Origin of the sequence: Streptomyces piniterrae, assembly GCF_005048155.1 — a bacterium.
GTDB classification, from domain to species: Bacteria; Actinomycetota; Actinomycetes; order Streptomycetales; family Streptomycetaceae; genus Streptomyces; species Streptomyces piniterrae.
The window spans coordinates 51,019-66,173 of the sequence record NZ_SUMB01000005.1 but is presented as its reverse complement, the minus strand read 5'-3'; the positions used below and the strand labels follow the sequence as shown (position 1 = coordinate 66,173).

Genomic DNA, 15,155 nt, shown 5'->3' with positions numbered 1-15,155 from the left:
TGGGCCGGCCTGTCACCGCCCCGCCGTGCCGAACCAGGTCTCCGCCAGGGACTCCAGCGTCGGCTCCGGCGGGGCGGGCAGCTCCCGCAGATACCAGGGCAGATTGCTGTAGACGTGCAGCAGGGTGTGGGCGAGGAGTTCGCGAGGGGTGAAGGTCTCGCCGTACGCGCGGAAGACACGGGCGAGCAGGCGGGGGTCACCGCGGGAGACGAACAGGCCCACCGCGACGAAGTCGTAGGCGCGGTGGCCGATCATGGCGGGCTCGAAGTCGAACAGACCGGTCAGCCGCCAGTCGTCGTGCTCGTCGATGGTCAGGTGCTGGCGCATGAACTCGGTGTGGAGCAGCGCCCCCGACGGTTGCGGGGGCAGCGGCACCGAGTTGAGGAAGCCGGGGATCTGTTCCAGCCAAGCTTCGGGGAGCGCGTGCGCGCGCTGGCGGTCCACCGCCGAGGCGCGCTGACCGGTGAGGAAGGCGTCCCAGTCACCGGGGCCGAGGACGTCGGCGAGCGGGGCCGGGTCGAGGGCGTGCAGCGCGGCCAGGGTCTCCCCGCACTCGGTGGCGATGCGGTCCCGGTCGGCGCGCGGGACACGCGGCCAGGTGACGGCCAGGTCCGTGCCGCGCAACCGGGACATCAGGACGTAGCGCCAGCCGTTGTCGAACTCCCCGGCGTCGTGCACATAGGGGGTGGGGACCGGAAGGCGGCCCTGGACGTGGGAGAGGACGCGGGCCTCGGCGATGCCGTCGGCCGCGCTCGCGGCGGGGAACAGCTTGAGGACGTACCGGTCGCCGACCGCGTAGACGGGCTGGGACCCGTCCGGGAAGCGGGTCAGGGGGACGTCGGTCAGGCCGAGCCGGGTACAGAGGGCGACGGCCCCCGGCCGCATCACCCGTTCGTCGGGGACGATCGCGTCCCACTCGTCGTCCGTGTCCACGCGAGGCAGCATGCGCGGACCGTACGGGCCCAACGGCCGGAAGATCAACGGGATTTCGGGGCGCCCCGAGGGCGAGCGGGGGTTCCGCCGCGCGGGGGAGGCGGTCCCGCCCGTAGTGGGACCCGGACCGTGGCCCGCGTCCCTAGCGTGCCGGTATGACTCCGTCACGCAGGTCCCCGGGTTCTCCTTCACGCAGGTCCCCCGGTCCTCCGCCGGCTCCCGCTCCGCCGCGGCGCCGCCTCGCCTTCTGGGCGTACGCGGCGTTCGGCTGGCTGGTGGCCTCGTTCGTCTGGCACCTCTGGATGGGCGTCGACTACCGCCACGCGAGGGGCGACGGCGCCGCGGATCACGCTCCGCTGTGGGTCTTCCTCGCCTACGACGCGCTGATCGTCGTCATGTCCGCGGTCGGCGCGGTCCTGGCACTGGCCACGGTAAGGCCGTGGGGCCGATCCGCTGCGCTTTGCTCGCGCCGTCTTCGGCTGTCCCGCCGTGGGCACTTCTCGCCGTTGCGCCTGCGGCGGGCGGTTGTCTGTCGGGTGCGGTGACGGCCCTCAGGACGGAGTCCGGAGGCCCGGAGCCGCACCCGACAGCCCCGCGCAGCGGCCACCGCCTGCCGCAGGTACAACGACGGGAAAGACAAGACGCGGCCCAGGCAAAGCGCAGCGGATGGTGACGGTAGATCAGATCGTGCTCAAGTTACGGATAATTCTTCGCCAAGCCCGACAGGACAACCATCACCTATCTCACATACCGTCGGTAGCGCTTGCGTTCAAGGGTCCCGCTCATGGTGGGATATGCGGATGCGAACCCCCATACGCATAGCTTCACCCTCCCCGTCAGGCTCCACTCCGGACGACCCGCACAGCGACACCAGACGGCTTGAGAAGGTCAATCCCTACGCGGACCTGGCGGCCCTCGCCGACCCCGAGCCGGAGCCGGAGCCCGAGCCGGAATACGGCGCGGAATTCGACGGCACGTCCCGCCGCCGTACGTACCTCAACGAGCGTGACGGCAGCGACGATCCCCTGGGGCTGGGGCTGCGCTCGGACGAGGACGACGAGGTGTGGACGGCGCCGAACCACCGCCGTCGCAAGCGTGGGGTCAGCCGCTTCGCCGCCGTTCCGCTCACCCTGAAACTGCTGGTCGCGGTCCTGGTGTGCACGGCGTTCCTCAGCCTGCTCGACCGTTTCGCGGTGCTCTACGCACAGGACAAGACCGAGGAGAAACTGAAGGAATCCCTGAAGCTCACGGCCAAGCCGGAAGTCGACATCCAGGGATTCCCCTTCCTCACCCAGGTCTTCGACAAGCGTCTCGACCAGGTGAAGGTCACCATTCCCGACCTGGCGGCCGACCGGGTCTCGCTGGCGAAAATCGAGGCGACCGCGAATGATGTGCGGCTCGACGGCGATCTTCCCTCGTCCATCAAGGGCGCCACGATCGGCAAAATGCACGGCAGCGTGCTGCTCGCCTTCGACGACATGAATCGCGAACTGGGCGCCTCGCAGGTGAAATTCAGCGAGATGGGTCCCGACGCGGTCCGGGCCGACGGGCGGCTGCCGATCGCCGGACACGAATTGCGGGTACGGGCGGAGGCCCGCATTCGGCGGGCGGGCGACCGCGGGATTTCCACCGACATCAGCCGGATGCGGCTGGACATCGGCGATGTCGCCGTCTACCGCCCCGGCACCGGCAAGGAAGAGGGTCTGCGGCTGACCCGCAAGGCCGCCGCCGAGGTCAGCCGGCAGGCCGCCAAGGTCAAGGCGATGCTGAGCATTCCGGCGATCGCGGACCGGATCGGCATTCCCCGGCAGTACATCGACCAGGCGCTGCGCGACGAGCAGAAGCTGCACGAGCTGACCGGGTCGCCGCGCTTCGTCGAGCAGCTGATGCAGGTCAACCTCGTCGATGTGGTGGTCGACCATCCCTGGCTGCTGGAGAAGGTCGGCATCGACCCGAAGGTGCTGGGCGCGCTGACCGGACTGACCAAGCCGCAGCTCGCGGACCGGCTGTCGCTGTCCTTCCGGCTGCCCAAGACGCCCGGCGACGTACGGCTGCGCGATATCTCCGTCGAGCGGGAGGGCATCCGCGTCGAGCTGTCGGGCGCGAACCTGCCGGTCGGGGACGCGGCTAAGAAGCAGAAGAAGTAGCCGGGCCCGGCATCTCCGGTGGCGGCGTCGCGGCGCCCGGCAGGGTCAGCAGCGCCTCGGTGCCGCCGCCCGCCGCGGCCCGTAGCCGTACGTCGCCGCCCGCCTGCTCCGCCGTACGGGCCACGATCGACAGGCCCAGCCCGCTGCCGGGCAGGCTGCGCGCGGACGGCGAGCGCCAGAACCGCTCGAAGACATGCGGCAGTTCGTCCTGGGGGATGCCGGGGCCGTGGTCGCGGACGGTCAGCTCGCCGGCCGCCAGCCGGACCTGGACGCTGCCGCCCGGCGGGCTGAACTTCACCGCGTTGTCGAGCAGATTGACCACCGCGCGTTCCAGCCCGGCCGGTTCGGCCCGTACGTACCAGGGGCCGAGGTCCGCGGTGAAGGCCAGCGACGGGCCGCGCAGCCGGGCCCGGTCCAGGGCCGCGGCGACGATGTCGTGCAGCGCCACCACCTCGATGGCGGACTGGCCGGGCGCCGGCGGCCTGGACAGCTCCTGGAGATCCCCGATCAGCGCCGCCAGCTCCCCCATCTGCGCCTTCACCGAGGCCAGCAGCGCCGCCTTGTCGGCGGCCGGGATCTCCCGGCCGGACTGCTCGCTGCGCACCAGCAGATCGATGTTGGTACGGAGCGAGGTCAGCGGGGTGCGCAGCTCATGGCCGGCGTCCGCGATCAGCTGCTGCTGGAGGTCGCGGGAGGCGGCCAGCGCCGCGGTCATGGAGTTGAACGAGCGGGAGAGGCGGGCGATCTCGTCCTCGCCGTCCGCCGGGATGCGGATGGTCAGGTCCTCGGTGCGGGCGACGTGTTCGACGGCTTCGGTGAGCCGGTCGACGGGCTTGAGGCCGGAACGCGCGATGACCAGTCCGGCCGTGCCCGCCCCGACGACACCCAGTCCCGCGACGGCGGCCAGCAGCAGCGCGAGGGTGTTCAGCGCGCTGCTGATCTCGCTCAGCGGACGGGAGATGGAGACCGCGAACTGCACGCCCTGGACATCCATGTGCTTGGTCAGCACCCGTACGTCCGCGCCGGTGCCGGTGGTGGCGTCGTGCAGGGTGTCCCGCCGCAGGCCCTGCGCCACCGCGAGATCCGCGGCCTGCACCCGTACGGGCTGGGAGTTGGGTCCCACGCAGCGCGAGCCGTCCACCTGGACGACCTGGACGTTGTAGTACGACGGCGGGGCGTTCTCGTTCTCGGTCGGGTCGGTGGGCCGGCAGTTGTCGTAGGTGTACTGGAGGTAGGCCGGCGGGACGGTGACGTTCTGCAGCGAGTTGTCCACCTCGTCGCGCAGCTGGGTGCGGGTCAGCAGCCAACAGGCCAGCGCGGAGACGGCCACCGCCACGGCCACCGCGGCCGCGGTGAGCAGGGTCAGCCGCGCGCGCAGCGGCAGCCGGCCGAAGCGTTCGCCGATCCCGCCGAACCCGTCGTGCCCGCCGCTCACTCCGCGCCGCCGTCGGTCCGCAGCACATAGCCGACCCCGCGCACGGTGTGCACCAGCCGGGGTTCGCCGTGCGCTTCGGTCTTGCGGCGCAGATACATCACATAGACGTCGAGGGAGTTGGAGGTGGGCTCGAAGTCGAAGCCCCACACGGCCTTCAGGATCTGCTCACGGGTCAGGACCTGGCGCGGGTGCGCGAGGAACATCTCCAGCAGCGTGAACTCGGTGCGGGTCAGCTCGACCGGGCGGCTGCCCCGGGTGACCTCGCGGGTCGCCAGGTCCATCCGCAGGTCGGCGAAGGCCAGCGTCTCGCCCGCCTCGGGCGGCGCGCCGGCCGCCGCCGCGTACGAGCTGCGGCGCAGCAGCGCCCGGATCCGGGCCAGCAGCTCGTCCAGTTCGAACGGCTTGACGAGGTAGTCGTCGGCGCCGGCGTCCAGCCCGGTGACCCGGTCGCCGACCGTGTCGCGTGCGGTCAGCATCAGGATCGGTACGGTCACCCCGCTCGCCCGCAGCCGGCGGGCGGCGGTCAGCCCGTCCATCCGCGGCATCAGCACGTCCAGCACGATCAGTTCGGGGTCGTACGAGGCGACCTTCTCGACCGCGTCCAGACCGTCGACGGCCTGCTCGGTGCCGTAGCCCTCGAACGCCAGCGAACGCTGCAGGGCCTCGCGGACCGCGGGCTCGTCGTCGACGATCAGGATGCGGGCGGGCTGATCACCGTGCTCGGCGGGACTCATGTGCGTGACTACCTCGGGGTGGGATACGGAACGGCCGATGGCTCAAGCCGCCGACTCGGGTCGCCGACTCGAGCCGCTGACTTCAGGAGTGTCCATCAGCCTGGCACGGCTGCGTGGTCAGACACCGCTGCTGCCGCGGTCGCTCCCGCCGTCGCGCAGTGCGTCGAGGTCGGCCCTGACGGTGTTGATCGGTATGGCGAATCCGAGACCAACACTGCCGGCGGTGCTGCTGGTCGCCGAACTCGGCGAGTAGATAGCCGAGTTGATGCCGACGACCTGGCCCTGCATGTTGATCAGCGCACCGCCGGAGTTGCCCGGGTTGAGCGAGGCGTCGGTCTGGATGGCCTTGTAGGTGGTCTTGGACGAGCCGGTGTCGCCGTTGTACTGGTTGCCGCCGAACTCGAAGGGCCAGCCGCCGCCCGGGCCTTCCGGCCCCCGCTGCCCCCGGTCCCGGTCCTTGGGGACGGTGACCTCGCGGTTGAGCGCGGAGACGATACCGCTGGTCACGGACCCGGTGAGGCCCTCGGGCGAGCCGATCGCGACGACCTGGTCGCCGACCGCGAGCCGGTTGGAGTCGCCGAGGGTGGCCGCGGTCAGGCCCTTGGCGCCGCTGACCTTGATCAGCGCCAGGTCCTTGTCGGGGTCGGTGCCGACGACCTTGGCCCTCTTGCTGCCGCCGTCGCCGAAGGTGACGGTCACGGTGTCCGCGCCGGCCACCACATGGTTGTTGGTGATGATCTCGCCGTCCTTGGTGATCACCACGCCGGATCCGGTGGCCTCGCCGTCGGCCGTCCGCGCCCTGATCTCCACGATGGCCGGGCTGACGGCCTTCGCCACCGCCGAGACACCGCCGCCGCTGTTCTTGCCCGCGTTGACGACCGGGGTGGCGGTGCCGGTCTCCGCCGTCCGGGTGGCGCCGGCGATCAGCGCGGCGCTGCCGCCGCCGATGAGACCGGAGGCGAGCGCCACCGCCGCGATCAGCGCGACCGGCCGGCGCGCCCGGTGGCGCGGTTCGCGCGGGGCGGGATCCGGTGCGTACGGGGGCAGCGGCGGAACCACCCGCCCGTAGGCGTCCCCGTAGGCGGCGCCGTATGCGTACGGCCGGTCCTGGGATGGTTCATCGCCGCTTCGGCGGTAGCTCTCGGTCATGGTGATGACTGTGCGTCCACAGCATGAGAATGGTCTGAGAACGCCCTAAGAGGCCCGACAGAAGTGGGTATGCCCGGGATAAGTCCCGGGCGGTCGGCTCGTCAGCCCTGGCAGCCGCACGACCGCCGCACCACCAGCCGCGACGGGAACTGCCGCAGCCGCTCGCGGCGCGAGCCCACCACCCGCAGCCCGTCGTCCAGCACCAGATCGACCGCGGCGCGCGCCATCGCCTGGCGGTCCGAGGCGACCGTCGTCAGCGGCGGGTCGGTCAGCCCTGCTTCCTTCACGTCGTCGAAGCCGGCCACCGCCAGCTCGCCGGGCACGTCGATGCGCAGTTCGCGGGCGGCCCGCAGCACACCGATCGCCTGGTCGTCGGTCGCGCACATGATGGCCGGCGGCCGGTCGGGGCCTGCCAGCAGCTTCAGCGCGACCTGGTAGGCGTCGTAGCGGTTGTACGGCGCCTGGAAATAGCGCCCCTCGGGTGTCTTCCCGGACTCCTGCATGGCCCGGCGCCAGCCCTCGACGTGGTCGGTGACCGGGTCGCCGGACTTCGGGGTCTCCTCGGTGCCGCCGAGGAAGGCGACGTAGGGGTGGCCGTGCTCCAGCAGATGCCGGGTGGCCAGTTGCGCGCCCCAGATGTCGTCCGTCATCACCGCGACGTCGTCGATGGCGTCCGGCCGCCGGTGCAGCAGCACCACCCGGGCGTCCCAGGCGTCGATCTCGGCGGCGGCGTGCTCGCTGGGGCCCTGGCTGATCAGGATCAGCCCGGAGACCCGCATGCCGAGGAAGGCCCGCAGATAGTGGGCCTCGCGCTCGTCCTCGTAGTTGGCGTTGCCGACCAGGACCATTTTCCCGCGCTCGGAGGCGGCCCGTTCGACGGCGTGCGCCATCTCGGCGAAGAACGGCTGCCGGGTGTCCGGCACGATCAGGCCTATGAGGTCGGTACGGCGGGACGCCATCGCCTGGGCGACGCGGTCCGGCCGGTAGCCGAGCTCCTTGATGGCGGCAAGCACCCGCTCGCGCGTGGCCGGGGCGACCGGCCTTGGTCCGTTGTTGATGACGTAGCTGACCACGGCGGTGGACGTACCCGCCAGTCTTGCCACATCATCCCGCGTCACCTTGGCCACGCGCGGCAGTCTACGCGGGTGGTGCTACCGCTGGGCAGGCCGAACGGATACCGATTCGGCACCCGTCGGCATGGCCTGCGCGGAGCCGCCACCAGCGTGGGAGTCGTCCGGGGAGGACTTCACCGCATTCGCGGCCTTCGCCTTCGCGGCGTCCTCCTTCGCCTGTGCCTCGGCCGCCGCCCGCTCCACCTTCTCCGGTGTCACGAAGCGGTAGCCGACGTTGCGGACCGTGCCGATCAGCGACTCGTGCTCGGGGCCGAGCTTGGCGCGCAGCCGCCGTACGTGCACATCGACCGTCCGGGTGCCGCCGAAGTAGTCGTAGCCCCACACCTCCTGGAGGAGCTGGGCGCGGGTGAACACCCGGCCCGGGTGCTGCGCCAGGTACTTCAGCAGCTCGAACTCCTTGAAGGTCAGGTCCAGGACCCGGCCCTTGAGCTTGGCGCTGTAGGTCGCCTCGTCGACGGAGAGATCACCGTTGCGGATCTCCATGGGGCTGTCGTCGGTGGTGATCTGCTGGCGGCCCATCGCCAGCCGCAGCCGGGCCTCCACCTCGGCGGGTCCCGCCGTGTCCAGCAGGACGTCGTCGATGCCCCAGTCGGCGGTGACCGCGGCGAGGCCGCCCTCCGTCACCACCAGCACCAGCGGACAGCCCGGCCCGGTGGACCGCAGCAGCTGGCACAGCGAACGCACCTGGGGAAGATCGCGGCGGCCGTCGATCAGTATGACGTCGGCCCCGGGGGTGTCGATGAGGGCAGGCCCCTCGGCGGGGGCCACCCGCACGCTGTGCAGCAGCAGGCCGAGGGCGGGGAGCACCTCCGTCGACGGCTGGAGTGCATTGGTCAACAGCAGGAGCGAGCTCACTTCCGACCACCTGCCCCGATCATGGCGCGCTCGGTGTGCGTCGTCCTGTACGGCTCACTGTCCGGTTTGCTTCTCTTGCCCATGCGTCTTGCTCCTCCTCGGTCCCTGCGACGGGGGCACCTCCCGGCCTTGGCCGGGGGAGTCTGCGGCTCTGCTTCGTACAGCGCTCTCCATCGCGCATCGCGCGTTTTAAAGCACAAAAGGACCCGGGGGCTACGCTGCCCGGATCCTTCTTGCCCTGCAGGATATCTCAGATGCGTTCCGGACCGGAGGCCGATTTTGCACCTTCTTGTGTTCCCTTGATCACTTCGAGTGGTCGTCGGACGGCGGTCTTGACGGTCCGGGACGCAAGTGATCATGCCCGCCGCGCTCCCGGGCCGGCCCCCGCCGGCCCGGGAAATGCGCGGCCAGGCCGCGTCAGACCACCGCCTCCTCGAACTGCGCGGCGTAGAGCCGGGCGTACGCGCCGTGCGCCGCCAGCAGGCTGTCGTGTGTGCCCTGTTCCACAATCGAGCCGTTCTCCATGACGAGAATGACGTCCGCGTCCCGGATCGTGGACAGCCGGTGCGCGATCACAAAGCTCGTACGGCCCGTCCGCAGCCGCGCCATCGCGTGCTGGATCAGCACCTCCGTGCGCGTGTCGACCGAGCTCGTGGCCTCGTCCAGGACGAGGATCGCCGGCTCGGCGAGGAACGCGCGGGCGATGGTGATCAGCTGTTTCTCACCGACCGAGACATTGCCGCCCTCCTCGTTGATGACGCTGTCGTAGCCGTCCGGGAGGGTGCGCACGAAGCGGTCCACGTGGGTGGCCTTGGCGGCCGCGACGACCTGGTCGAGCGAGGTGCCCTCGGGGGCCCCGTACGCGATGTTCTCCGCGATCGTGCCGCCGAAGAGCCAGGTGTCCTGGAGGACCATGCCGATGTGGGAGCGGAGCTCCTCGCGGGACATCTCCGCGATGTCGACGCCGTCGAGGGTGATCCGGCCGCCGCGCACCTCGTAGAACCGCATCAGCAGGTTGACGAGAGTGGTCTTGCCGGCGCCGGTGGGGCCGACGATGGCGACGGTCTGGCCGGGGTGGACGCCCAGCGACAGCCCCTCGATGAGCGGCTTGTCCCCGGCGTAGCGGAAGGAGACGTCCTCGAACTCGACCCGGCCGGTGACGCTCTCGGGGCGGGCCGGGACCTCGGGGTCCGCGTCCTGCTCCGCCGCGTCGAGGAGTTCGAAGACCCGCTCGGCGGAGGCGACACCGGACTGGACCAGGTTGGCCATCGAGGCGACCTGGGTGAGCGGCTGGCTGAACTGCCGGGAGTACTGGATGAACGCCTGGACGTCGCCGATGGAGAGGGCGCCGGAGGCCACCCGGAGCCCGCCGACCACCGCTACCAGGACGTAGTTGAGGTTGCCGATGAACATCATCGCGGGCTGGATGATCCCGGAGATGAACTGGGCCTTGAAGCCGGCGGTGTAGAGGGCCTCGTTCTGCTCGCGGAACAGCTCGGCGGACTCCCGCTGGCGGCCGAAGACCTTCACCAGGGAGTGGCCGGTGTACATCTCCTCGATATGCGCGTTGAGCTTGCCGGTCGTCTTCCACTGCTGGACGAACTGCGGCTGGGCGCGCTTGCCGACCTTGGCGGCGACGAGGACCGACACCGGGACGGTGACCAGGGCGACCAGCGCCAGCAGCGGTGAGATCCAGAACATCATGGCGAGGACGCCGAGGATGGTCAGCAGCGAGGCGACTATCTGGCTGAGGGTCTGCTGCAGCGTCTGCTGGATGTTGTCGATGTCGTTGGTCGCGCGGGAGAGCACCTCACCGCGCTGCTGCTTGTCGAAGTAGCTCAGCGGCAGCCGGGCCAGCTTCTCCTCGACCTGTTCGCGGAGGCGGAAGACGGTGCGCTGGACGACCTTGGTGGCGATCCTGGCCTGGACGAAGCCGAAGAGCGAGGCGGCCACGTAGATCACCGCCACCCAGAGCAGGACGGTGGCGACGGCGCCGAAGTCGATGCCCTGGCCGGGGACGACGTGCATCGTGCCGAGCATGTCGGCGAGCCCGCCCTGGCCGTGCGCGCGCAGCTGGTCCGCCGCCTGCTCCGCGGTGAGCCCGTCGGGCAGCTTGCGGCCGATGATCCCCGCCATGATCAGGTCGGTCGCATGGCCGAGGATCTTGGGCGCGACCACGGTCAGCGCCACGCTCACCACGCCGAGCACCAGGGCGAACGAGAAGATGCCACGCTCGGGCCGCATCTGGGCCAGCAGCCGCTTGCCGGAGCCCTTGAAGTCCATCGACTTCTCGGTGGGCTGGCCGCCCATCATCCGGGCCGGGCCCAGTGCCGGGGCCGGGCCCCGTCTCGGGGCGGCCTCGGGGGTCTCCGGGGTCTCCGGGGCCTCGGCCGGGGCGGCCGCTCCCTTGTCCGCGGTGGTCATGCCGCCTCCTGCTCGGTGAGCTGGGAGAGCACGATCTCCCGGTAGGTCTCGTTGTCCGCCATCAGCTCGGTGTGCGTACCGGTGCCGACGACCCGGCCCTCGTCCAGGACGACGATCCGGTCGGCGCCGCGGATGGTGGACACCCGCTGCGCGACGATCACCACCGTCGCCCGGTCGGTCTCCCGGGACAGCGCGGCCCGCAGCGCCGCGTCCGTCGCGTAGTCCAGCGCGGAGAAGGAGTCGTCGAAGAGGTAGATCTCCGGCTTGCGGACCAGCGCCCGCGCGATGGCGAGGCGCTGCCGCTGGCCGCCGGAGACATTGCTGCCGCCCTGCGCGACGGGGGCGTCCAGACCGCCGTCCATCCGCTCGACGAACTCGCGGGCCTGCGCGGTCTCCAGGGCGTGCCAGAGCTCGTCGTCGGTGGCGTCCGGATTGCCGTAGCGGAGGTTGCTGGCGACGGTGCCGGAGAAGAGGTACGGCTTCTGCGGGACGAGGCCGATGGCGCGGGCCAGGGTCTCCTGGTCGAGGGTGCGGACGTCCTCGCCGTCCACCAGGACCGTGCCGCCGGTGGCGTCGAAGAGGCGCGGGACGAGGCCGAGGAGGGTGGACTTGCCGCTGCCGGTGGAGCCGATGACGGCGGTGGTCTCGCCGGGGCGGGCGACCAGGGAGATGTCCCTGAGGACCGGCTGCTCGGCGCCCGGGAAGCGGAACTCCACGTCGCGCAGCTCCAGTTCGCCGTGCCGGCGCAGCTCGGTGACGGGGTTCTCCGGCGGGACGACGCTGGATTCGGTCGCCAGCACCTCCTGGATGCGTTCGGCGCAGACCTCGGCGCGCGGCAGCATCATCACCATGAACGTCGCCATCATGATCGACATGAGGATGTACATGAGGTAGCTGAGGAACGCCGTCAGCGCGCCGATCCGCATGCCGCCGCTGTCGATCCGCAGTCCGCCGAACCAGACGACGGCCACGCTGGAGAGGTTCACGATCAGCATGACCAGCGGGAACATCATCGACATCAGCCGGCCGGCGCGCACCGACACGTCGTAGAGGTCCGTGTTGGCCCCGGCGAACCGTTCCCGCTCGTAGCGGTCGCGGACGAAGGCGCGGATGACGCGGATGCCGGTGATCTGTTCGCGCAGTACCCGGTTGACGGTGTCGATGCGCTCCTGCACCCCGCGGAACAGCGGCCGCATCCGGCGCACGATCAGTGAGACGAGGATCCCGAGGACCGGGACGATGACCAGGAGGAGACCCGACAGCGGGACGTCCTGGTTGAGTGCCATGACGACACCGCCGAGCATCATGATCGGCGCCGAGACCATCATCACGAACGTCATCAGGACCAGCATCTGGACCTGCTGGACGTCGTTGGTGGTGCGGGTGATCAGCGACGGTGCGCCGAACGTGCCCACCTCGCGGGCGGAGAAGGACTGCACCCGGTCGAAGACCGCGGCCCGGATGTCCCGGCCCAGCGCCATGGCCGTCCGGGCGCCGAAATAGACGGCGCCGACGGCGCAGGCGATCTGCAGCAGCGTAACGGCGATCATGAAACCGCCGAGGCGGAGGATGTAGCCCGTGTCCCCCTTCACGACACCGTTGTCGATGATGTCGGCGTTGAGGGTCGGCAGATAGAGGGTGGCCAGCGTCTGGATCAGCTGGAGAAGGATGATCAGGGATATCGAGCGCCTGTGGGGCCGCAGATGCGCCCGCGCGAGTCGGACCAACACGGACAGAGCCTATGCGAACACTTGCCTTCGGCAATCGAATTTTCGAAGTGGCCCCCGTCCGGGCGGTGCGCCTTTGCCGGAACTTGCCCGGAACGGGAACCGCCGCCGCGTACGCCATCATGGAGGCGGCAACGACGGGGCGTCCCGCACACCGGGCCGCCCCAGACCGACACGACGAAGAGGCCGCCGTGACAACAACTGGCACCGTGCGCTACTGGGCCGCGGCCAAGGCCGCCGCCGGCACGGCTGAGGAGCCGTACGCGGCGGCGACGCTCGCCGAGGCGCTCGACGCGGCGCGCACCGCGCATGCCGCGAACCCCGAATTCGCGCGCGTCCTGATGCGCTGCTCTTTCCTGGTGGACGGCGATCCGGTCGGCACCCGCGACCACGCGGCGGTGGCGCTGGCCGAGGGCGGCACCGTCGAGGTCCTGCCGCCGTTCGCGGGAGGGTGAGCACGCGATCATGAGCAACGACCAGCCGCAGCACCACAACCCGTACGAGCCGCAGGATCCGTACGCCGCGCACCCCCCGCAGGGCGCGTACGGCCGGCAGCCGTCGTACGGCCAGCAGGGGCAGCAGCCGTACGACCCCTACGCGCAGCAGCAGCCGCAGCAGCCTCAGGAGCCGGCGTGGCCGGCGGCCGGCGGGCAGGGCGGCCGCTACGACCAGTACGGGTACGACGCATACGGGCAGCAGCAGCCCCCGGAGCGCCCCGACACCCAGACCTGGAACACCACGACCTGGGACACCGGCATCCAGCCGCTGCCGGCCCAGGCACCGGACACCGCCGCCCCCGGCGGCGTCCCGCCCCAGCACCAGAGCGCGCCGCCGGCCGAGGAGCCGTACACCCGGCAGCAGCCGCAGCCGCCCCGGCACGCCGCGCCCGCACCGGCCGCAGCGGCCGGCCACCGCAGCGCGGCCGCCAGGGCCGCGGCCGCCGAGCCCGCGCCCCGGCCCATCACCACCGCGCCGCTCGCCCCCAACCAGCGCGCCCGCGCCGAGGGCCGCTCGCCGATCATCCCGCCGGGCCTCAAGCCGGCCGCGCTGACCGCCGGGCTGGCGCTGCTGCTCGCGGTGGCCGCGCCGCTGGGCCGCCCGGCGCTCGCGGTGCCGGTGGTGCTGCTGCAGGCCGTGACCGCCGCCGGCTGGTTCCGGCTCAACGGCATGTGGCCCGCCCGCCAGGGCATCGCGCTCGCCTTCCTGGCCGGTGTCACCACCGATGCCGCGCTGCTGGCCACCCACCGCGAGAACGCGCCCGTCGTCGCCATCGGCACGCTCGGCGTGTGGTGTCTGTTCGTCCTCGTCCTCCAGCTGCGCAACCGCAGCAGCGCCGACGAGCGGATGTACGCGCTGACCGCGGGCCTGGCCTCGACGGCACTGGTGGTGCTCGCCTCAGGACAGCTCGCGGCCGTCCCGCAGGCGGTGACGGTGGGCGCGGCGGCGGTCGGCGTGGCGACGCTCGCCCGTGCCCTGCCACTGCCCTCCGTCGCGTCTGTGGCCGTCGCCCTGCTGGCCGCCGCGGGCGCCGGGATCGCGGCCGGCCGGCTGACCGGCTTCGGCGACTCCGGCGCGCTGCTGGGCCTGGCCGCCGGCGGCTGCGCCCTGATCGGCCTCCGGGTCGCCAGCTACGACTACCCGTCCCGCTTCGTCCACATGACGGCCGGCGTGGCCCTGCCCCTGACCCTCGCCGCGCCCGCGGTGTACGTACTGGGCCGCGCGCTGGGCTAGGGCCGCCGCCGGAAAGCCGTACCGACCTGCCCGTCGCCGGAAATGCGCGAGATCGCCGCGTTCCGGAGGCGGGCAGGGGCGTTTGCGGAGTTCCTCGTTTAGGCTCCCCGGAGCGCAGGCAGGGGGCCTGCACCGATCCGAAGGCCGGGCATCCGGCCCATGTGTGGGGGTAGTGGTTCGATGCGTGCACTACGGGCGCTGCTGTTCATCGTCGTCATAGTCACCGTGCTGCTGGTGGTCGGCGACCGGGTCGCGGTGAACCTCGCCGAGGACAAGGCCGCGGACAAGATACGCAGCAGTCAGGGGCTGGACCGGACGCCGAACGTCACGATCAAGGGCTTCCCGTTCCTGACCCAGGTCCTCGGCCGCCGGCTGACCGAGGTGGACGCCGAGCTGACCGGCATCGAGGCCAGCGCCGGGGGGCACTCCCTGCGGGTGGAGTCGCTGAGCGCCCAGTTCCACGACGTCGAGCTGGGCAGCGACTACACGTCCGTCAAGAGCGCCGCGTCGGCCACCGGCAACGCCCGGATCTCGTACGCCGACCTGACCAAGGCCGCGGGCGGCGGCGTGAAGATCAGCTACGCGGGCCAGAAGAACGGCCGCAGCCAGGTCAAGATCTCGCCCAATCTGCCGGTCCTCAGCTCGCTGGAGGTTACCGGCTCGATCACCACCGTGAACGGCAACACGGTGCGGCTGCGCGCGGACAGCGTCCCGATGATGTGCAAGGCCGTCCCGGGCTGCGAGAGCAAGGTGCGCGGCCAGACGGACCACGACTGGAAGCTCGACCAGCTGCCCGGCAACCTCAGGCTGGAGCGTGTGGTGACGATGCGGGACGGCATCTCGATCGCCGCCTCCGGCGAGAACGTCCAGATGCCGGGCTGACCGGA

At 71.2% G+C, this 15,155-nt stretch carries 13 protein-coding genes; 5 read left to right on the top strand and 8 right to left on the bottom strand.

Annotated elements, in window-relative coordinates; all coding sequences use genetic code 11:
• Positions 1–12: 12 nt before the first annotated feature.
• Entirely contained in the window at positions 13–945 is a 933-nt protein-coding gene (locus FCH28_RS16620) for an aminoglycoside phosphotransferase family protein (protein WP_136740825.1), read from the bottom strand.
• A gap of 143 nt (positions 946–1,088) precedes the next feature.
• Between FCH28_RS16620 and FCH28_RS16615 the strand changes: the two genes are divergently transcribed.
• Both FCH28_RS16615 and FCH28_RS16610 read left to right on the top strand, forming a co-directional pair.
• The gene (locus FCH28_RS16615) at positions 1,089–1,478 is read left to right on the top strand and encodes a hypothetical protein (protein ID WP_136740824.1); all 390 of its coding nucleotides are present in this window, start codon (positions 1,089–1,091) and stop codon (positions 1,476–1,478) included.
• A gap of 255 nt (positions 1,479–1,733) precedes the next feature.
• Complete coding sequence (locus FCH28_RS16610) at positions 1,734–3,080, top strand: LmeA family phospholipid-binding protein (RefSeq protein WP_136740823.1); 1,347 nt, start codon at positions 1,734–1,736, stop codon at positions 3,078–3,080.
• Here the strand turns inward: FCH28_RS16610 and FCH28_RS16605 are convergent.
• The 7 genes from FCH28_RS16605 to FCH28_RS16575 form a co-directional block, all read right to left on the bottom strand.
• Positions 3,061–4,515: a sensor histidine kinase gene (locus tag FCH28_RS16605; RefSeq protein WP_246102926.1), complete on the bottom strand. Its 1,455-nt coding sequence runs from the start codon at positions 4,513–4,515 to the stop codon at positions 3,061–3,063. The two genes, FCH28_RS16610 and FCH28_RS16605, sit on opposite strands and share 20 nt — an antisense overlap.
• Positions 4,512–5,249 (bottom strand): response regulator transcription factor, encoded by a 738-nt coding sequence (locus FCH28_RS16600; protein ID WP_136740822.1) that lies wholly within the window; start codon positions 5,247–5,249, stop codon positions 4,512–4,514. The genes FCH28_RS16605 and FCH28_RS16600 overlap by 4 nt, the downstream gene beginning before the upstream one ends.
• Before the next feature lie 117 nt (positions 5,250–5,366).
• On the bottom strand, positions 5,367–6,398 hold the full coding sequence (locus FCH28_RS16595) for a S1C family serine protease (RefSeq protein ID WP_136740821.1): 1,032 nt from the start codon (positions 6,396–6,398) through the stop codon (positions 5,367–5,369).
• 101 nt (positions 6,399–6,499) lie between these two features.
• On the bottom strand, positions 6,500–7,525 hold the full coding sequence (locus FCH28_RS16590) for a LacI family DNA-binding transcriptional regulator (protein WP_136740820.1): 1,026 nt from the start codon (positions 7,523–7,525) through the stop codon (positions 6,500–6,502).
• Positions 7,526–7,549: 24 nt separating this feature from the next.
• Positions 7,550–8,386 (bottom strand): response regulator transcription factor, encoded by an 837-nt coding sequence (locus FCH28_RS16585; RefSeq protein ID WP_136740819.1) that lies wholly within the window; start codon positions 8,384–8,386, stop codon positions 7,550–7,552.
• Between the two features lie 417 nt (positions 8,387–8,803).
• The gene (locus FCH28_RS16580) at positions 8,804–10,810 is read right to left on the bottom strand and encodes an ABC transporter ATP-binding protein (RefSeq protein WP_136740818.1); all 2,007 of its coding nucleotides are present in this window, start codon (positions 10,808–10,810) and stop codon (positions 8,804–8,806) included.
• On the bottom strand, positions 10,807–12,540 hold the full coding sequence (locus FCH28_RS16575; protein ID WP_136740817.1) for an ABC transporter ATP-binding protein: 1,734 nt from the start codon (positions 12,538–12,540) through the stop codon (positions 10,807–10,809). The genes FCH28_RS16580 and FCH28_RS16575 overlap by 4 nt, the downstream gene beginning before the upstream one ends.
• 206 nt (positions 12,541–12,746) lie before the next feature.
• Between FCH28_RS16575 and FCH28_RS16570 the strand changes: the two genes are divergently transcribed.
• The 3 genes from FCH28_RS16570 to FCH28_RS16560 all read left to right on the top strand — a co-directional run bounded on the left by FCH28_RS16570 (position 12,747) and on the right by FCH28_RS16560 (position 15,150).
• Positions 12,747–12,992, top strand: coding sequence for a MoaD/ThiS family protein (locus FCH28_RS16570; RefSeq protein WP_281289728.1), 246 nt, complete (start codon positions 12,747–12,749; stop codon positions 12,990–12,992).
• A gap of 10 nt (positions 12,993–13,002) precedes the next feature.
• Positions 13,003–14,268 (top strand): polyadenylate binding domain-containing protein, encoded by a 1,266-nt coding sequence (locus FCH28_RS16565; RefSeq protein ID WP_136740816.1) that lies wholly within the window; start codon positions 13,003–13,005, stop codon positions 14,266–14,268.
• 180 nt (positions 14,269–14,448) lie between these two features.
• Entirely contained in the window at positions 14,449–15,150 is a 702-nt protein-coding gene (locus FCH28_RS16560) for an LmeA family phospholipid-binding protein (RefSeq protein WP_136740815.1), read from the top strand.
• Positions 15,151–15,155 lie beyond the last annotated feature (5 nt).